The sequence below is a fragment of the Pseudomonas sp. IT-P260 genome, assembly GCF_949768395.1.
Taxonomy (GTDB): Bacteria; Pseudomonadota; Gammaproteobacteria; order Pseudomonadales; family Pseudomonadaceae; genus Aquipseudomonas; species Aquipseudomonas parakoreensis.
In genome coordinates this window covers 174,987-191,909 of sequence record NZ_CATKPO010000044.1, presented here as the reverse complement: position 1 = coordinate 191,909, position 16,923 = coordinate 174,987, and the positions used below count along the sequence as shown (strand labels likewise).

18 protein-coding genes are annotated in these 16,923 nt (G+C 60.6%); 13 read left to right on the top strand and 5 right to left on the bottom strand.

Annotated elements, in window-relative coordinates; genetic code table 11:
• The first annotated feature begins 6 nt into the window (after positions 1-6).
• The 4 genes from ACM6HV_RS26925 (at position 7) to ACM6HV_RS26910 (ending at position 2,393) form a co-directional block, all read left to right on the top strand.
• Positions 7-492, top strand: coding sequence for a flavin reductase family protein (locus ACM6HV_RS26925; RefSeq protein WP_414905730.1), 486 nt, complete (start codon positions 7-9; stop codon positions 490-492).
• Positions 493-627: 135 nt separating this feature from the next.
• Positions 628-1,017: a carboxymuconolactone decarboxylase family protein gene (locus ACM6HV_RS26920; RefSeq protein WP_047293876.1), complete on the top strand. Its 390-nt coding sequence runs from the start codon at positions 628-630 to the stop codon at positions 1,015-1,017.
• A 58-nt stretch (positions 1,018-1,075) separates the two neighbouring features.
• The gene (locus tag ACM6HV_RS26915; protein WP_041062542.1) at positions 1,076-1,828 is read left to right on the top strand and encodes a GntR family transcriptional regulator; all 753 of its coding nucleotides are present in this window, start codon (positions 1,076-1,078) and stop codon (positions 1,826-1,828) included.
• 1 nt (position 1,829) lies between these two features.
• Positions 1,830-2,393 carry an NUDIX hydrolase gene (locus ACM6HV_RS26910; protein ID WP_041062549.1) on the top strand — a complete coding sequence of 188 codons (564 nt, stop codon included), beginning with the start codon at positions 1,830-1,832 and terminating at the stop codon, positions 2,391-2,393.
• Between the two features lie 123 nt (positions 2,394-2,516).
• Here ACM6HV_RS26910 and ACM6HV_RS26905 read toward each other — a convergent pair whose 3' ends face one another.
• Positions 2,517-2,813, bottom strand: a complete 297-nt coding sequence (locus ACM6HV_RS26905; protein ID WP_414905729.1) for a DUF1330 domain-containing protein — start codon at positions 2,811-2,813, stop codon at positions 2,517-2,519.
• Positions 2,814-2,882: 69 nt separating this feature from the next.
• Here ACM6HV_RS26905 and ribBA point away from each other — a divergent pair, with 69 nt between their 5' ends.
• From ribBA to ACM6HV_RS26880, 5 genes are all read left to right on the top strand, one after another.
• A complete protein-coding gene (gene ribBA / locus ACM6HV_RS26900) occupies positions 2,883-3,992 on the top strand; it encodes a bifunctional 3,4-dihydroxy-2-butanone-4-phosphate synthase/GTP cyclohydrolase II (protein WP_414905728.1) in 1,110 nt (369 codons plus the stop codon).
• Positions 3,993-4,319: 327 nt separating this feature from the next.
• The gene (locus ACM6HV_RS26895) at positions 4,320-5,345 is read left to right on the top strand and encodes an ABC transporter substrate-binding protein (protein WP_414905727.1); all 1,026 of its coding nucleotides are present in this window, start codon (positions 4,320-4,322) and stop codon (positions 5,343-5,345) included.
• Entirely contained in the window at positions 5,342-6,256 is a 915-nt protein-coding gene (locus ACM6HV_RS26890) for an ABC transporter permease (protein ID WP_414905798.1), read from the top strand. The genes ACM6HV_RS26895 and ACM6HV_RS26890 overlap by 4 nt, the downstream gene beginning before the upstream one ends.
• A gap of 6 nt (positions 6,257-6,262) precedes the next feature.
• Positions 6,263-7,072: an ABC transporter permease gene (locus tag ACM6HV_RS26885; protein WP_414905726.1), complete on the top strand. Its 810-nt coding sequence runs from the start codon at positions 6,263-6,265 to the stop codon at positions 7,070-7,072.
• A 17-nt stretch (positions 7,073-7,089) separates the two neighbouring features.
• Complete coding sequence (locus ACM6HV_RS26880; protein WP_414905725.1) at positions 7,090-8,244, top strand: ABC transporter ATP-binding protein; 1,155 nt, start codon at positions 7,090-7,092, stop codon at positions 8,242-8,244.
• Between the two features lie 131 nt (positions 8,245-8,375).
• Here ACM6HV_RS26880 and map read toward each other — a convergent pair whose 3' ends face one another.
• From map to ACM6HV_RS26865, 3 genes are all read right to left on the bottom strand, one after another.
• Positions 8,376-9,167 (bottom strand): type I methionyl aminopeptidase, encoded by a 792-nt coding sequence (gene map / locus ACM6HV_RS26875; protein WP_414905724.1) that lies wholly within the window; start codon positions 9,165-9,167, stop codon positions 8,376-8,378.
• Positions 9,164-9,391, bottom strand: coding sequence for a ParD-like family protein (locus ACM6HV_RS26870; protein ID WP_025111624.1), 228 nt, complete (start codon positions 9,389-9,391; stop codon positions 9,164-9,166). The genes map and ACM6HV_RS26870 overlap by 4 nt, the downstream gene beginning before the upstream one ends.
• A 77-nt stretch (positions 9,392-9,468) precedes the next feature.
• Positions 9,469-9,813, bottom strand: coding sequence for a hypothetical protein (locus tag ACM6HV_RS26865; RefSeq protein WP_414905723.1), 345 nt, complete (start codon positions 9,811-9,813; stop codon positions 9,469-9,471).
• On the opposite strand from ACM6HV_RS26865, the gene ACM6HV_RS26860 reads away from it, so the two are divergent.
• Positions 9,812-10,747: a Ppx/GppA family phosphatase gene (locus tag ACM6HV_RS26860; RefSeq protein ID WP_414905722.1), complete on the top strand. Its 936-nt coding sequence runs from the start codon at positions 9,812-9,814 to the stop codon at positions 10,745-10,747. The genes ACM6HV_RS26865 and ACM6HV_RS26860 overlap by 2 nt on opposite strands.
• 123 nt (positions 10,748-10,870) lie before the next feature.
• Here ACM6HV_RS26860 and metE read toward each other — a convergent pair whose 3' ends face one another.
• Positions 10,871-13,159, bottom strand: coding sequence for a 5-methyltetrahydropteroyltriglutamate--homocysteine S-methyltransferase (metE, locus tag ACM6HV_RS26855; protein WP_414905797.1), 2,289 nt, complete (start codon positions 13,157-13,159; stop codon positions 10,871-10,873).
• A 392-nt stretch (positions 13,160-13,551) separates the two neighbouring features.
• Here metE and ACM6HV_RS26850 point away from each other — a divergent pair, with 392 nt between their 5' ends.
• The 3 genes from ACM6HV_RS26850 (at position 13,552) to ACM6HV_RS26840 (ending at position 16,919) form a co-directional block, all read left to right on the top strand.
• Positions 13,552-14,928, top strand: coding sequence for a pyridoxal-phosphate dependent enzyme (locus ACM6HV_RS26850; protein ID WP_108182454.1), 1,377 nt, complete (start codon positions 13,552-13,554; stop codon positions 14,926-14,928).
• Positions 14,925-16,097, top strand: coding sequence for a cystathionine gamma-synthase (locus tag ACM6HV_RS26845; RefSeq protein ID WP_041062583.1), 1,173 nt, complete (start codon positions 14,925-14,927; stop codon positions 16,095-16,097). The genes ACM6HV_RS26850 and ACM6HV_RS26845 overlap by 4 nt, the downstream gene beginning before the upstream one ends.
• A 507-nt stretch (positions 16,098-16,604) precedes the next feature.
• Positions 16,605-16,919 (top strand): hypothetical protein, encoded by a 315-nt coding sequence (locus ACM6HV_RS26840; RefSeq protein WP_041062586.1) that lies wholly within the window; start codon positions 16,605-16,607, stop codon positions 16,917-16,919.
• Positions 16,920-16,923 lie beyond the last annotated feature (4 nt).

Here is a 16,923-nt window from a genome sequence, read left to right as displayed (position 1 = left end):
TGCGACATGATCGAACCCGGCATTTACAAAGACGTCATGAGCTCGTTTCCGTCCGGGGTCACGGTGGTCACCACCCTCGACCCGGAGGGCGCCATCGTCGGCATCACCGCCAGCGCCTTCAGCGCGCTGTCGATTGACCCGGCGCTGGTGCTGTTCTGCCCCAATTACGCTTCCGACACCTACCCGGTGCTGCGCGACAGCAAGAAATTCGCGATCCATTTGCTGTCCGCCGACCAGACCGCCGAGGCCTACGCCTTTGCTGGTAAAGGCAAGGACAAGGCCAAGCACATCGAGTGGCATTTGAGCGAACTCGGTAACCCGATCCTCGCCAAGGCCACAGCAATCATCGAGTGCGAGTTGTGGCGTGAATACGACGGTGGCGATCACGCGATCATTGTCGGCGCGGTGAAGAACCTGATCCTGCCCGCGCAACCGGTGACGCCGATGATTTATCACAAAGGCAAGCTCGGGCCGTTGCCGACCCTGGCCTGATTGCCACACACGATTGCCAATGTGGGAGCGAGCCTGCTCGCGAAAGCGGTCGACCATTCAATATTTGCATCGACTGATACGACGCCTTCGCGAGCAGGCTCGCTCCCACAGGAAACAACTGTGTTTGGAGGATTTATGAGTAACGAAAAGTACAAAAAAGGCCTGAAGATCCGCACCCAAGTGCTGGGCGAAGCCTACGTGCAACGCTCGATCGAGAACGCCGACGACTTCACCCGCCCGCTGCAGGAAATGGTCACCGAATACTGCTGGGGCCATGTCTGGGGCCGTGAGGGTTTGTCGCTCAAGGAGCGCAGCATGATCAACCTGGCGATGATCTCGGCGCTCAACCGCCCGCACGAACTCAAGCTGCATGTGCGCGGCGCCTTGCGTAACGGCCTGAGTCGTGAGCAAATACGCGAAATTCTGCTTCAGGTCGGTATTTATTGCGGCGTCCCGGCAGCCGTGGACAGTTTCCGGCTCGCCCGTGAAGCCTTCGCCGAAGCCGACGCCGAGGCCTCCAGTTAACCCCTCGGCTGTTTAGATGCCCGTCTGGCATGGACAGCCAACTTAAAGAGCGGACCCCATGAAACGCCAGCCACTCGACGACAGCTTCAAGGTCAATCGCAACCCCGTTACCCTGCGCGAAATCGTGCTGGACAAACTGCGTAGCGCGATCATGAATTTCCAGCTCATGCCCGGCGATCGTCTGGTTGAGCGCGATCTGTGCGATCGCCTCGGTGTCAGTCGCACGTCGGTGCGCGAAGCCTTGCGTCACCTGGAGTCCGAAGGCCTGGTCGAATTCGCCGATGCCAAAGGCCCGCGCGTAGCGATCATCACCCTCGCCGATGCAGTCGACATCTATGAACTGCGCTGCGTGCTCGAAGGCCTGATCGTCCAGCTGTTCACCCTGCGCGCCAAGGCCAAGGACATCAAGGCCCTGGAAAAAGCCCTCGACGAGAACCGCAAGGCACTCAAGGACGGCGAACTGCAACAGGTGATCGACTCGGTGCAGGGCTTCTACGACGTGCTGCTCGAAGGCTCGGGCAACCATGTTGCGGCCACGCAGTTGCGCCAGTTGCAGGCGCGCATCAGCTACCTGCGGGCGACCTCGGTGTCCCAGGAAAACCGGCGCGGCGCGAGTAATCACGAAATGGAAAAAATGGTCGAGGCGATCAAGAGCGGTGATCCGCTGGCGGCGCATCAGGCCTGCGTCGATCACGTGCGTGCGGCGGCTGCCGTGGCCCTCGATTATCTGAAGCGCAAACAGGAAGAGACCGGCGCCACGCCGGCGATCACCCTGCCCATCGCGCTGAAAGAACCGCGCATAGGTCACTGACATGTTCAGCCCGAGCTTTTGCCCTAAATGCGGTGGCCCTGACCTCGGTCAGCAGGTACCGCCGGGCGATACGCACGAGCGCCTGATGTGCCGCGGCTGCGGCTATATCCACTACGTCAATCCGAAGATCATCGCCGGCTGCATCATCGAGCAGGACGGCAAATACCTGTTGTGCCAAAGGGCGATCCCGCCGCGCCCCGGCACCTGGACGCTGCCCGCCGGCTTCATGGAAAGCGGCGAAACCACCGAGCAGGCGGCGCTGCGCGAAGTCTGGGAAGAAAGCGGCGTACGTGCGGAAATCGTCTCGCCGTATTCGATCTTCAGCGTGCCGAAAATCAGCGAGGTATACATCATCTTCCGCGCGATCGCGCTGGAGATCACCGGGCAGTACGGACCCGAGACTCTCGACTACAAGTTCTTTGCCCCTGAAGACATTCCGTGGGAGCAGATCTACTACCCGGCGATCCGGCAGATTCTCGAGCGTTACATCGAGGAGCGTCAGGCCGGGGTGTATGGGATCTACATGGGCAATGATGACAGCGGCAAGATCCACTTTATCCGCTGATCACCACCTATCCCCCTGTGGGAGCGAGCCTGCTCGCGAAGGCGTCGGGTCAGTCGATACAAATGTTGAATGAACGACCGCTTTCGCGAGCAGGCTCGCTCCCACAGTGTTTAATGGTGTTGCTTAAAGTGGGGCGATGCCTTCTACGATGACGATCTCCGCCCTTGCCCATTCCTCGCGATAACGTTTCGCCTCCTGATACGCCGCCGAGTGGTAGCACGCCAGCGCCTGCTCGTAGCTCTCGAACTCGATCACCACGCTACGCTGAGGCGTAGCCCTGCCCTCCAGCGCTTCGCTGCGCCCGCCACGCGCTAAAAACTTCGCGCCGAATTCGGCGAACGCTTTCGGCGCGCGCTGGGTGTATTGGCTGTAGTGCTCGGCATCGTCGACATCCACGTGAGCAATCCAGTACGCCTTCATAGTGACCTCATTGTTGATTTTGTATTATGGTATACCAATATTATTTGCAACCAACCCTGAGAGTCCAGCATGGCCTTCAACAGCATCGAAGAAATCCTCGAAGATTATCGCCTCGGCAAAATGGTCCTGCTGGTCGATGACGAAGATCGGGAAAACGAAGGCGACCTGCTGCTGGCCGCCGACTGCTGCACGCCCGAGGCGATCAGCTTCATGGCGCGTGAAGCACGCGGGTTGATCTGCCTGACGTTGACCGACGAACACTGCCAGCGCCTGGGCCTTGAGCAGATGGTGCCGAGCAATGGCAGCGTGTTCAGCACCGCGTTTACCGTGTCGATTGAAGCGGCGGTTGGCGTGACCACCGGCATTTCCGCTGCTGATCGCGCGCGCACGGTCGCTGCCGCTGTGGCGAAAGACGCTCGCGCCGAAGACCTGGTGCAACCCGGCCATATCTTTCCGCTGCGCGCCAAGGAAGGTGGCGTGCTGACCCGCGCCGGCCACACCGAGGCCGGTTGCGATCTGGCGCGCCTCGCCGGTTTTACTCCGGCCTCGGTGATTGTCGAGGTGATGAACAATGACGGCACCATGGCACGCCGCCCGGATCTGGAATTGTTTGCGCGCAAGCACGGGATCAAGATCGGCACCATTGCCGACCTGATCCACTACCGCCTGAGCACCGAACACACCATCGAGCGCATCGGCGAGCGGGAGTTGCCGACGGTGCATGGCACGTTCCGTTTGATCACCTTCGAAGACCGCATCGAGGGCGGCGTGCACATGGCGATGGTCATGGGCGAATTGCGCCGCGAAGAGCCGACGCTGGTGCGCGTGCATGTGATCGATCCGCTGCGTGATCTGGTCGGCGCCGAGTACAGCGGGCCATCGAACTGGACGTTGTGGGCAGCGCTGCAACGGGTTGCGGCCGAGGGGCATGGCGTTGTGGTGGTGCTGGCCAATCATGAATCGTCACAGGCGCTGCTCGAGCGCGTGCCGCAACTGACCCAGCCGCCGCGGCAGTTCAGCCGCTCGCAATCACGGATTTATTCGGAGGTCGGCACCGGGGCGCAGATTCTGCAGAACCTCGGTGTCGGCAAACTGCGCCATCTTGGGCCGCCGCTGAAGTATGCGGGGCTGACCGGGTATGACCTGGAGGTGGTGGAGAGCATTCCGTTTACCGAATAACGCCCAGACACAGGTGATTTCCTGTGGCGAGGGAGCTTGCTCCCGCTGGACTGCGCAGCAGGCCCCAGCTTTTCAGAGAAGCGAGGGTCGCTTCGCAACCCGGCGGGAGCAAGCTCCCTCGCCACAATTTCATCTTTAGAAAATCCTTCAGCGGTCAAAAAACAGCTTCGCCAGATAACCGGTAAGGCAAAGTGCTTGCACAAAGTTTGGAATACCATAATATGATATTCCATAGACCGGACGACCTAAAAAACCGTCCAGCTACTGCTCCCGACAGGCGGGCAACAACGCAAGCCCGCTCAAAAACACAACAATGAGGGCGTAAAAATGGTGTTGAACAAAGCTGCAACCGCAATCCTTTTTGCGGGACTGCTGAGCGTGACCGGCCAGGCTGCAATGGCCGCCGAGAGTGTGAACTTTGTCAGCTGGGGCGGTAGCACCCAGGATGCGCAGAAACAGGCATGGGCCGATCCGTTCAGCAAGGCCAGCGGCATCACCGTCGTGCAGGACGGCCCGACCGACTACGGCAAACTCAAGGCCATGGTCGAAAGCGGCAACGTGCAGTGGGACGTGGTCGACGTCGAAGCCGACTTTGCCCTGCGCGCCGCTGCCGAAGGCCTGCTCGAACCCCTCGATTTCAACGTCATCCAGCGCGACAAGATCGACCCGCGTTTCGTCAGCGACTACGGCGTCGGCTCGTTCTTCTTCTCCTTCGTCCTCGGCTACAACGAGGGCAAGCTCGGCGCTGCCAAGCCGCAAGACTGGAGCGCCCTGTTCGACACCAAGACCTATCCCGGCAAACGCGCGCTCTATAAATGGCCAAGCCCCGGCGTGCTCGAACTGGCGCTGCTGGCCGACGGCGTAGCGGCTGACAAGCTCTACCCGCTGGATCTGGATCGCGCCTTCAAGAAACTCGACACCATCAAGAAAGACATCGTCTGGTGGGGCGGCGGCGCGCAGTCGCAGCAACTGCTGGCCTCCGGTGAAGCAAGCATGGGCCAGTTCTGGAACGGCCGGATTCATGCCCTGCAGGAAGACGGCGCACCGGTCGGCGTGAGCTGGAAACAGAACCTGGTCATGGCCGACATTCTGGTGATTCCAAAAGGCTCGAAAAACAAGGACGCGGCGATGAAGTTTCTGGCCAATGCCAGCAGTGCCAAAGGCCAGGCGGACTTCTCCAACCTGACCGCCTACGCCCCGGTCAACATCGACAGCGTGGCGCGCCTGGACTCGGTGCTGGCCCCGAACCTGCCGACGGCCTACGCCAAGGATCAAATCACGCTTGATTTCGCGTACTGGGCCAAGAACGGTCAAGCCATCGCGACACGGTGGAACGAATGGCTGGTCAAATGAAAATGGCGGCCACTGCGCCCCGCCCCGCAACGGTGACCGGGAGCGCCACTGGCGCTGTCGGCTCGATCCCCACCTTCAGACAACGCTGGAAAGGTGCCGGCAATCTCATCCCGGCCCTGCTGTTCCTCGGTTTGTTCTTTCTCGCGCCGTTGATTGGCCTGCTGTTGCGCGGCGTGCTCGAACCGACCCCCGGCCTTGGCAACTACGAACAACTGTTCGCCAACTCGGCGTACGCACGGGTGCTGCTCAACACCTTTTCGGTGGCCGGGCTGGTGACGATTTTCAGCCTGTTGCTGGGCTTCCCGCTGGCTTGGGCGATCACGCTGGTACCGCGCGGCTGGGGCCGCTGGATCCTCAACATCGTGCTGCTGTCGATGTGGACCAGCCTGCTCGCCCGCACCTATTCGTGGCTGGTATTGCTGCAGGCCTCGGGGGTTATCAACAAGGCCTTGATGGCGCTGGGCATCATCGATCAGCCACTGGAAATGGTGCACAACCTCACCGGCGTGGTGATCGGCATGAGTTACATCATGATCCCGTTCATCGTCCTGCCGTTGCAGGCAACCATGCAGGCCATCGACCCGATGATCCTGCAGGCCGGTTCGATCTGCGGCGCCAGCCCGTGGACCAACTTCTTCCGGGTGTTCCTGCCGCTGTGCCGGCCGGGGCTGGCGTCCGGCGGGTTGATGGTGTTCGTGATGTCGCTCGGTTACTACGTCACCCCGGCGCTGCTCGGCGGGGCGCAGAACATGATGCTGCCGGAGTTCATCATTCAGCAGGTGCAATCGTTCCTCAACTGGGGCCTGGCCAGTGCCGGCGCCGCGTTGCTGATCGCGATCACGCTGGTGCTGTTCTACTTCTACCTGAAGCTTCAGCCGGAATCCCCGGTTGGCGCCAGCAACGCGAGGTAAGCCGAGATGCTCCTGACTCCCAATGCCATGAGCCGGCGGATGCGTTTCGGCTTGTACGCCACCACCGGGTTGATCGGTCTGTTCCTGCTGTTGCCGATCGTGTTCATCGTCCTGCTGTCGTTCGGCTCGTCGCAGTGGCTGGTGTTCCCGCCGCCGGGCTGGACGCTGAAATGGTACGGCCAGTTCTTCTCCAACGCCGACTGGATGAACGCTGCGGCGGCCAGCCTCAAGATCGCGGTGCTGACCACGATCTGCGCCGTGGCCCTCGGTCTGCCGACGGCGTTTGCCTTGGTGCGCGGGCGTTTTCCCGGTCGGGAAATGCTCTACGGCCTGTTCACCCTGCCGATGATCGTGCCGCTGGTGATCATCGCCGTGGCGGTGTACGCGCTGTTTCTCAAGCTCGGTTACACAGGGACGATGTTCGCCTTCGTGGTCAGCCATGTGATCGTCGCGCTGCCGTTCACCATCATCTCGATCATCAACTCGCTGAAGCTGTTCGATCAGTCGATTGAAGACGCGGCGGTAATCTGCGGTGCCTCGCGCCTGCAAGCGGTGTTCAAGGTGACCTTTCCGGCGATCCGTCCGGGCATGGTCGCCGGCGCCCTCTTCGCCTTTCTGGTTTCGTGGGACGAAGTGGTGCTCAGCGTGATGATGGCCAGCCCGACCCTGCAAACCCTTCCCGTGAAAATGTGGACCACCCTGCGCCAGGACCTGACCCCGGTGATCGCCGTCGCTTCGACGCTGCTGATCGGCTTGTCGGTTTTGGTCATGGTCATCGCCGCCGCGCTGCGCCGGCGCAACGAAATCAGCGCCTGAGCGCCCAGGAGTACGACATGAGTGCCGTGATCAAAGACGCCTCCCAGCAGAACGACAAACCTCTGGTCAGCCTGCGTAATCTGAACAAGCACTACGGCGACTTTGCCGCCGTCGACAACATCTCGCTGGACATCAGGGACGGCGAGTTCCTGACCTTCCTCGGCTCCAGTGGCTCGGGCAAAAGCACCACGCTGTCGATGCTCGCCGGGTTCGAAACGCCGAGCAGCGGCGAGATCCTGGTCAACGGTCAGTCGCTGGTCAACGTGCCGCCGCACAAGCGCGACATCGGCATGGTGTTCCAGCGCTATTCGCTGTTCCCGCATTTGTCGGTGCGCGACAACATCGCCTTTCCGCTGGCGATCCGCAAACTCGCCGCCGCCGAACGTGACAAGCGTGTCGATGCGATGTTGAAGCTGGTGCAACTGGAACAATTCGCTCATCGCCGCCCTTCGCAACTCTCTGGCGGGCAACAGCAACGCGTCGCCATCGCCCGCGCGCTGGTCTACGAGCCACGCATTCTGTTGATGGACGAACCCCTCGGAGCGCTGGATAAAAAACTGCGTGAAGACTTGCAGGATGAACTGCGCCAGCTGCATCGGCGTCTGGGCATCACCATCGTCTACGTGACCCACGATCAGGAAGAAGCCATGCGCCTGTCGCAGCGCATTGCGATTTTCAGTCACGGCAAGATTGTGGGTTTAGGCAGCGGTTATGACCTGTACCAGAATCCGCCGAACGCGTTTGTCGCGTCGTTCCTCGGCAACTCGAACTTCCTCAAGCTCAAGGCGCAAGGCAACGCGGCGGCGAGTTTTGAAGGGCAGTCGTTGTCGATTCGCCTGACCGCCGGCTTGCACACCGATCAGGACGTACTGCTGATGGTGCGGCCGGAAAAGGCTGTGGCACTGAGCGTGCAGCAGGCGAGCGACGAGCCGTTGGCGGCGGGCTGGAATGAGGTGTCGGCGCAGGTTGTGGAAGTGTTGTTTCTTGGTGAGAGCCAGACGTGCAGCGTGGTCACCGCGGGCGGTACTTCGATGACGGTGAAAGCCTTGTCCGCCGCCGGCATGCCACTCAAGGCTGGCGACCCGGTGCGGGTACGCTGGGCCACGGCGGATGCCTGTGTCTACAGCGAATGGGCTGAAAGCGACCTCAACAAAGCCGCCGGTTCTCACTGACAGTCCGTGCAGGCGCTGCATTTCAACTGTGGGAGCGAGCCTGCTCGCGAATGCGGTGCGTCATTCAACGTTAATGCTGACTGACACGGCCTCTTCGCGAGCAGGCTCGCTCCCACAGGGGCCAGAGGTGTTCAGTTGATCGGAGTGAACCCTTCGATTTCGTCCGGCCACGCCGTGAGAATCTCAAAGCCGGTTTCCGTCACAGCGACCATATGCTCCCACTGCGCCGACAACGAGCCATCCTTGGTCAGCACGGTCCAGCCGTCCGGCATGTTCTTCACATGGCGCTTGCCGGCATTGAGCATCGGCTCGACGGTGAAGATCATCCCCGCCTTGAGCTTCATGCCCTGATTGGGGAACCCGTAATGCAGGATCTGCGGTTCATCGTGGTAGACCTTGCCAATGCCATGCCCGCAATACTCGCGCACCACGCTGAAGCCTTCTTTCTCCGCCAGACTCTGGATCGCATGGCCGATGTCGCCCAGCGTCGCGCCCGGACGCACCCTGCGGATGCCGGCGCACATGGCGTCGTAGGTGGTCTTGATCAGGTGTTGCGCCTCAGGCGACGCCGTGCCGACCACGTACATGCGGCTGGTGTCGCCGAACCAGCCGTCCTTGATCACCGCGATGTCGAGGTTGACGATGTCGCCGTCTTTCAACGGCGTGCCGGACGGAATGCCGTGGCACACCACGTCGTTGACCGAGGCGCAGACGGTTTTCGGAAAACCGTGGTAACCGACGTTGGCCGGAATCGCTTTCTGCACGTTGACGATGTAATCGTTGCACAACCGATCCAGCTCATCGGTGGTCACCCCCGCCTTCACATGCGGTACCAGCATCGCCAGCACCTCGGCGGCCAGCTTGCCGGCAGCGCGTGACTGAGCGATTTCGGCGGGGGTGTTGATCTTGATCTGGTTTCTCATGCGCTGACGGCTTCCTGAGTCAGTTGGTGCAGATCCAGCCCGCCGTTCTGTTCGGCGCGGATCAGCAAACGGCAAATGGCGCTGTGGTCGAGGTTGGGGTGCAGCTCGGCGAGCATGCCGATGCGCATCCAGTGCTCGGCCTGCGCGTTGATCGAGCGGCTGAGCGCGGTGCTGGAGATGCGCAGGTTCTCGTGCATGTCTTCAGAAATCTTTACGATACCCATATCCAAATCCAATACGAAGTGTATATGGATCGTATACTATCCAAGCCTCATGGAAAATTGCAATACACTCCGCAAACCTACTGACATAAACGTGTAGGAGCTGCCGCAGGCTGCGATCTTTTGATCTTCAAAAACAAAGTCAAAAGATCGCAGCCTGCGGCAGCTCCTACAGGGATTTTGTGTTGGTTTTTGGGGGAAACGTGTGGAATTTCAGGCAAAAAAAAGCTGCCCAAAGAGGCAGCAAATACTTTAAGAACACGCGATGTATTGGGTTCAGGATAGACGCCGGATAATGACAGTGTCATGACAGCCAACCCTTCACTTAAGCGCCCTTGCCCCGTCATCAGGATGTCATCAACCGCACCGCAGAATCCTCGCAAACCGTCTTGAGCCTTCGACGGATGCTTTGCAGGGATTCCCATGAAACAAGACGCCTCGCTGTTTGCCGCCATCGACCTGGGTTCGAATGCGTTTCGCCTGATGATCGGTCAATCGATACGCAGTCGACAGGGCTTGATGATTCAGGAGGTCAAAACCCTGCGTGAGCCGGTGCGACTGGCCGAAGGTTTCGAAGGCGGAGCTCTGGACGCACTGGCGCTGGATCGGGGCTGGCAGGCGCTGGCGCGGTTCGGCAAAAAACTGCGCGGATTCGAGGCCGGCAAAGTGCGGGCCGTGGCAACCAGCGCGGTACGCGAGGCCGACAATGCGCAGCTGTTTCTGCATAGCGCCGAACGTCATCTGGGGTTTCGCATCGATGTCATTTCCGGCCATGAAGAGGCGCAACTGGTCTATGCCGGCGTCGCCCATTCCCTGCCGGGCGCTGAAGACATGCGGTTGGTGGTCGACATCGGTGGAGGTTCCACCGAGCTGATTCTCGGCCAGGGGTCGCAGCCGCTGCTCACCGAAAGCATCGCCATCGGCAGCGGCACCTTGGGCGCACGCTATTTCCCTGACGGGCGCATCGCGCCCGGTGCGCTGCAGGAAGCCGAACGCGTGGCGATCCTGCAATTCGAAAAAGTCGCCCGCCGCTATCGCGCGCAGGGCTGGCAGCAAACCATTGGCTCGTCGGGCACGGCGCGGATGCTGGCGAAAGTGCTCAAGGCCAATCGCTTGAACGACTTCGGCCAGGATGGCATTACCTATGGTGGGTTGTTGCGCTTGTCGCTGTTGCTGCTGAAGGTGAAAAACGTTCAGCAGTTGAAGCTGGCAGGTTTGCAGCCGCATCGCCAGAGCATTTTGCCCGGCGGATTGGTATTGATGCTGGCGGCGTTCAAGGCATTCGGGATTTCGCAGATGGCGCCGTCGGAACCGGGGCTGCGCCTGGGTGTGCTGCATGGTTTGATGAGCCGGCACTGACCGATCACTAACTCCATTGTGGGAGCGAGCCTGCTCGCGAAAGCGGTGTATCAGAGAAACATTATTCGACTGACACGCCGCCTTCGCGAGCAGGCTCGCTCCCACAGGGTTTGTATTCAGGCTTCAGGCCAGTTCTTTGCGCAGCTGACGGGCGGCGGCAACCATGTGCACCAGTGCCGCCTCAGTCTCCGGCCAGCCACGGGTTTTCAAGCCGCAATCCGGGTTGACCCACAACCGCTCGGCCGGAATCCGCTGCGCTGCCTTACGCAGCAAGTTGGCCATCTCCGAAGCATCGGGAACGCGTGGCGAATGGATGTCGTAGACACCCGGGCCGATCTCGTTCGGGTAGTCGAAGGCTTCGAAGGCATCGAGCAACTCCATGTCCGAACGCGAGGTTTCGATGGTGATCACGTCGGCATCCATCGCAGCGATGGACTCGATCACATCGTTGAATTCGCTGTAGCACATGTGCGTGTGGATCTGGGTTTCGTCGCGCACGCCCGAGGCGCACAGGCGGAACACGTCGGTGGCCCAGTCCAGATAGTGCTGCCATTGCGCCCGGCGCAGCGGCAAGCCTTCGCGGAAGGCGGCTTCGTCGATCTGCACGATCCTGATTCCGGCGGCTTCCAGATCCAACACTTCATCACGAATTGCCAGCGCCAGTTGCCGCGCCTGCACTTCACGGGACACGTCTTCGCGGGGGAACGACCACATCAGCATGGTCACCGGGCCGGTCAGCATACCTTTCATGACCTTGCCGGTGAGGCCCTGAGCATAGCGGATCCAGTCCACGGTCATGGCTTGCGGACGGCTCAGATCACCGAAGATCACTGCCGGTTTCACACAACGTGAACCGTAGCTCTGCACCCAGCCAAAACGGGTGAATACATAGCCGTCGAGTTGCTCGGCGAAGTACTCGACCATGTCGTTGCGCTCGGCTTCTCCGTGCACCAGTACGTCGAGGCCCAACTGTTCCTGGATTTGCACGGCGTGGCGGATCTCGCTGTACATGGCTTCGGTGTATTCGGCTGCGCTGAGCTTGCCTTGCTTGAACGACTGACGCGCCAGACGAATCGAGGCGGTCTGCGGAAACGAACCGATGGTGGTGGTCGGGAACAGCGGCAGGTCGAGGCCGGCGCGCTGCTTGGCGATACGCTGGGTAAACGGCGATTGGCGCTGGCTGTCCTGCGCTGTAATGGCCGCCACACGGGCCTGCACCGCCGGTTTGTGAATACGTGGCGAGGCGGCGCGACTGGTCTGTACCGAGCGGCTTTGGGTCAAGGCGCGGAGCACTTTTGGTGACTCAGGCTCGTTGACTGCCTGAGCCAGCACGGCGACTTCTTCACACTTCTGCACGGCAAACGCCAGCCAGCTTTTCAGCTCGGCATCGAGCTGGTCTTCGCGGCTCAGGTCCACCGGACTGTGCAACAGCGAACAGGACGGCGCGACCCACAACCGATCACCCAATCGCTCATGCGCATGTTGCAAAGTCGCCAGCGCACTTTCCAGATCGCAGCGCCAGACGTTACGGCCATTGACCAGGCCCAGCGACAACACCTTATACGCTGGCAAACGATCAAGGATGGTCGGGTACTGATCCGGCGCGCGCACCAGATCAATGTGCAGACCATCAACCGGCAGGTTGGCGGCCAGGCCGAGGTTTTCTTCCAGACCACCGAAGTAAGTGGCGAGCAGTTTCTTCAGCGGATCGCGCTGGATCTGGTTGTACGCACGCTCGAAAGCGTTCTTCCATTCCTGCGGCAGGTCGAGCACCAGAATCGGCTCGTCGATCTGCACCCACTCCACACCGAGTGCGGCGAGCCGGGCGAAGATTTGTCCGTACAGCGGCAGCAGGCGATCAAGCAATTCCAGCTTGTCGAACCCAGCGCCTTTGGCCTTGCCCAGCCATAGATAAGTCAGTGGGCCGATAATCACCGGTTTGACGTTATGGCCGAGGGCACGGGCCTCTTCGACTTCTTCGAACAACTGTTCCCAGCCGAGCTGGAACTGTTGATCGGCACTGAATTCCGGGACCAGATAGTGGTAGTTGGTGTCGAACCACTTGGTCATTTCCTGTGCGTGGGCACCGCCGCAGCAGCTGTCGCTGACACCACGGGCCATGCCGAACAGGGTCTGCAGGCTGGCTTTACCGTCGTGCGGACGGAAACGCTCGGGGATCACCCCGAACATCAGCGAGTGAGTCAGCACCTGGTCGTACCAGGCGAAATCGCCTACCGGCAGCAGCTCGATGCCGGCGTTTTTCTGCAAGTCCCAATGGGCCTTGCGCAACTCGCGGCCAACGTCACGCAGGCCGGCCTCGTTCAGTTCTCCTTTCCAGAACGCCTCTTGCGCTTTTTTCAGTTCGCGGTCGCGACCGATGCGCGGAAATCCGAGGGAATGGGCCAGTGCCATGACAAACAACTCCAATGTCTTGTTGATGGCGGCCATTGTCGGTATCAGGTGCTGGTGAGACAAACTCATTTTAATCTTGATGATCACAAGTTTCCCTCATGATCGAATGTCACCTGTATGCCCGCTGAAAACATGTTTTGCCCTGCAGGATATTCCTGCGCGAATCAAGCTGGCGAGCGCGGTCACGACGCCCTTTGAATACTCAATGGCGCCTTGATGTAAACCCTCTGAAACCGCGCCGTTGCAGGCTTCGAATCTGTTCTATGGTTAGATCGAAATGGCTGTATCTGCGGCTGACTAATGGTTGCGACAGATCCTGTCTGCGCCTATGTTGCACGCGAGCTTTTCCCCGCGAATGGAACGCGATCAACACCACTACAAGAGGTGAAGAAATGTCAAAGGATTCACGCCCTGCCGTACTTGGGCTGATCGGCAACACGCCGCTGGTACAAGTTACCCGCTTCGATACCGGCCTCTGCACACTGTTTCTCAAACTGGAATCACAAAACCCCGGCGGCTCGATCAAGGACCGCATTGGTCTGGCGATGATCGACGCCGCTGAACGCGACGGGCGCCTGCAACCGGGTGGCACCATCGTCGAGGCCACCGCCGGCAATACCGGCCTGGGTCTGGCGCTGGTCGGCCGGGCCAAGGGCTACCGCGTGGTGCTGGTGGTACCGGACAAGATGTCCACCGAAAAAGTCCTGCACTTGAAAGCCATGGGCGCCGAAGTGCACATCACTCGCTCCGACGTCGGCAAGGGCCACCCCGAGTATTACCAGGACGTCGCCGCCCGCCTGGCGAAAGACATTCCCGGCGCGTTCTTCGCCGACCAGTTCAACAACCCTGCCAACCCGCTGGCACACGAGTGCAGCACCGCACCGGAGATCTGGGCGCAGACCGAACATGATCTGGACGCGATCGTGGTCGGCGTCGGGTCTGCCGGCACACTGACCGGGCTGAGCCGTTTCTTCAAACGCGTACAGCCGGATCTGGAAATGGTCCTCGCCGATCCGGTGGGTTCGGTGATGGCGCAATACAGCCGCGACGGCACGATGCCGACGCCCGGTTCGTGGGCGGTGGAAGGCATCGGCGAAGACTTCATTCCGTCGATCACCGACCTCAGCAGCGTGCGCCACGCTTACTCGATCAGCGACGAAGAAAGCTTCGACCACGCCCGTCAGTTGCTCAAGGCCGAAGGCATTCTCGGGGGTTCGTCCACCGGTACCTTGCTGGCTGCCGCGCTGCGTTATTGCCGCGAACAGACCGAGCCGAAACGCGTGGTCAGCTTCGTCTGCGACACCGGCACGCGCTATCTGTCGAAGGTCTACAACGACCAGTGGATGACCGATCAGGGCCTGTTGCAGCGCAAACGCTATGGCGACCTGCGCGATCTGATCGCCCGGCGTTTCGAAGACGGCCGTGTGATCAGCGTCGGCCCCGACGACACCCTGCTGACCGCGTTCCAGCGCATGCGTCTGGCAGATGTTTCACAACTGCCGGTGCTGGTTGAAGGCAAACAACTGGTCGGCGTAATCGACGAATCCGACATCTTGCTCGCGGTGCACGAAGACGCCGCGCGCTTCAGTCAATCGGTGTCCAGCGTGATGACCGACAAACTGCAAACCCTCGCACCTGGCGCCCATCTCACCGAGCTCGAAGCGGTGCTCAGTCGTGGCCTCGTGGCGATCATTGCCGACGCTTCTGGCTTCCATGGCCTGATTACCCGCACCGACATGCTCAACCAATTACGGAGATCCCTCGCATGAGTCAGCACGACGATAAATCCCAAGGCTTCGCGACCCGGGTGATCCACGCCGGGCAAACGCCTGACCCGACCACCGGTGCGTTGATGCCGCCGATCTACGCCAACTCGACGTACCTGCAAGACAGCCCCGGCGTGCACAAGGGCTTCGATTACGGGCGCTCGCACAACCCGACGCGTTTTGCCCTGGAGCGTTGCGTGGCGGATCTGGAAGGCGGTACCCGCGCGTTCGCGTTCGCGTCCGGGCTGGCGACGATTTCCACCGTGCTCGAACTGATCGATGCCGGTTCGCACGTGATCTCCGGCAATGACCTGTACGGCGGCACGTTCCGCCTGTTCGACAAGGTACGCCAGCGCAGTGCCGGACACCGTTTCAGCTACGTCGATCTGACTGACCTGGCGGCGTTCGAAGCGGCGCTGCAGGACGACACCCGCCTGGTGATTGTCGAGTCGCCGACCAACCCGCTGCTGAGCCTGTCGGATCTGGCCGCGATTGCACGCATCTGCCGCGCACGCGGGATCATCAGCGTTGCCGACAACACCTTCGCCAGCCCGTATATCCAGCGCCCGCTGGAGCTGGGTTTCGACATCGTGCTGCACTCGACCACCAAGTACCTGAACGGTCACTCCGACGTGATCGGTGGTATCGCGGTGGTTGGGCAGAATGCCGAACTGGCGGACAAACTCGGCTTCCTGCAGAACGCGGTCGGCGCGATTTCCGGGCCGTTCGATGCATTCCTGACGTTGCGCGGGGTGAAAACCCTGGCGCTGCGCATGGAACGTCATTGCAGCAACGCACTGGAACTGGCCAAGTGGCTGGAGCAGCAGCCGCAGGTCAAACGCGTTTACTACCCAGGCCTGCCGTCGCACCCGCAGCATGAGTTGGCCAAACGGCAGATGCATGGTTTTGGCGGGATGATTTCGGTGGATCTGAACAGTGATCTGGAGGGCGCCCGACGCTTTCTGGAAAACGTGAAGATCTTTGCCTTGGCCGAGAGCCTGGGCGGCGTCGAAAGCCTGATCGAGCACCCGGCGATCATGACCCACGCGACCATTCCCGCGGAAACCCGTGCAAAACTGGGCATCGGCGATGGCCTGGTGCGTCTGTCGGTGGGGGTCGAAGATCTCGAAGACCTGCGCGCCGATCTGGCGTACGCGCTGACGAAAATCTGACCCTGCAACAACGACAAAGCCCGCATTAATGCGGGCTTTGGTGTTCGAGTAGGCGGCCAGTGCTGGTCTCTGGCTTACAAGGTTTATCGGGCCTCTCACAGTACAAAAGCAACCATGGAAAAAGAGCGGTGCTTTGCTGCCTCACACGGCATAAGGGCTGGATCTCAGCGCGGAGATCTTTCTAACCGTGTACCCTTCGGAACGCGCCCCACGTCCCCTTGCTATCCGCTTGCGCATCAGTCTGCGTCTTCGCCTACACCTTTGAGGCTAGCAAACGCCATCGGCTGATGGGTGAGTGTTTTTAGACTGATTTCCTTTCTGCGCCCCCTTGCAAGGAAGCGAAAAGACTATCGGCTTCACGGCTCACTAGCACATTTGTGCTAATCGACCGCCCCGCCACCCGGCGCTATATTCCCTCGCAACCCCCGATGTTCCCCAACATTGCCACTGTGCAGTGCGCGGGATCGTTGTGCTTGGAAATCAGAACAACACCAAGGAAGAAGCACCATGAAACTGCATTCCAATCTGTGCAAAGTGGCCATTGTCGGCGCCCTGATGCTGGGCGCCAGCGGTTGCCAGACTGCCAAACCTACCGAAGCCAGCATGAAAGAACGGGCCCAGACCGTCATCGGCAAACCGGTGTCGAAAATCGATAACATCCGCAGCGACAGCACCCTCACCTACTACACCGCGTATACCTCGGCCGGCGAGTACAACTGCGAGTTGCCCAGCGGCGCGATTATCGCGGTGGCGAGCATGGGCATCATGACTCCGCCGCTGTCTTGCCTGCCCAAAGGCGCCTCACCGATCCCCGTTCAGTAATTGA

Coding starts and splice junctions, on each gene's coding strand:
- ACM6HV_RS26925 (WP_414905730.1), top strand. CDS start 7: ATGATCGAACCCGGCATTTACAAAGACGTCATGAGCTCGTTTCCGTCC.
- ACM6HV_RS26920 (WP_047293876.1), top strand. CDS start 628: ATGAGTAACGAAAAGTACAAAAAAGGCCTGAAGATCCGCACCCAAGTG.
- ACM6HV_RS26915 (WP_041062542.1), top strand. CDS start 1,076: ATGAAACGCCAGCCACTCGACGACAGCTTCAAGGTCAATCGCAACCCC.
- ACM6HV_RS26910 (WP_041062549.1), top strand. CDS start 1,830: ATGTTCAGCCCGAGCTTTTGCCCTAAATGCGGTGGCCCTGACCTCGGT.
- ACM6HV_RS26905 (WP_414905729.1), bottom strand. CDS start 2,813: ATGAAGGCGTACTGGATTGCTCACGTGGATGTCGACGATGCCGAGCAC.
- ribBA (WP_414905728.1), top strand. CDS start 2,883: ATGGCCTTCAACAGCATCGAAGAAATCCTCGAAGATTATCGCCTCGGC.
- ACM6HV_RS26895 (WP_414905727.1), top strand. CDS start 4,320: ATGGTGTTGAACAAAGCTGCAACCGCAATCCTTTTTGCGGGACTGCTG.
- ACM6HV_RS26890 (WP_414905798.1), top strand. CDS start 5,342: ATGAAAATGGCGGCCACTGCGCCCCGCCCCGCAACGGTGACCGGGAGC.
- ACM6HV_RS26885 (WP_414905726.1), top strand. CDS start 6,263: ATGCTCCTGACTCCCAATGCCATGAGCCGGCGGATGCGTTTCGGCTTG.
- ACM6HV_RS26880 (WP_414905725.1), top strand. CDS start 7,090: ATGAGTGCCGTGATCAAAGACGCCTCCCAGCAGAACGACAAACCTCTG.
- map (WP_414905724.1), bottom strand. CDS start 9,167: ATGAGAAACCAGATCAAGATCAACACCCCCGCCGAAATCGCTCAGTCA.
- ACM6HV_RS26870 (WP_025111624.1), bottom strand. CDS start 9,391: ATGGGTATCGTAAAGATTTCTGAAGACATGCACGAGAACCTGCGCATC.
- ACM6HV_RS26860 (WP_414905722.1), top strand. CDS start 9,812: ATGAAACAAGACGCCTCGCTGTTTGCCGCCATCGACCTGGGTTCGAAT.
- ACM6HV_RS26865 (WP_414905723.1), bottom strand. CDS start 9,813: ATGGGAATCCCTGCAAAGCATCCGTCGAAGGCTCAAGACGGTTTGCGA.
- metE (WP_414905797.1), bottom strand. CDS start 13,159: ATGGCACTGGCCCATTCCCTCGGATTTCCGCGCATCGGTCGCGACCGC.
- ACM6HV_RS26850 (WP_108182454.1), top strand. CDS start 13,552: ATGTCAAAGGATTCACGCCCTGCCGTACTTGGGCTGATCGGCAACACG.
- ACM6HV_RS26845 (WP_041062583.1), top strand. CDS start 14,925: ATGAGTCAGCACGACGATAAATCCCAAGGCTTCGCGACCCGGGTGATC.
- ACM6HV_RS26840 (WP_041062586.1), top strand. CDS start 16,605: ATGAAACTGCATTCCAATCTGTGCAAAGTGGCCATTGTCGGCGCCCTG.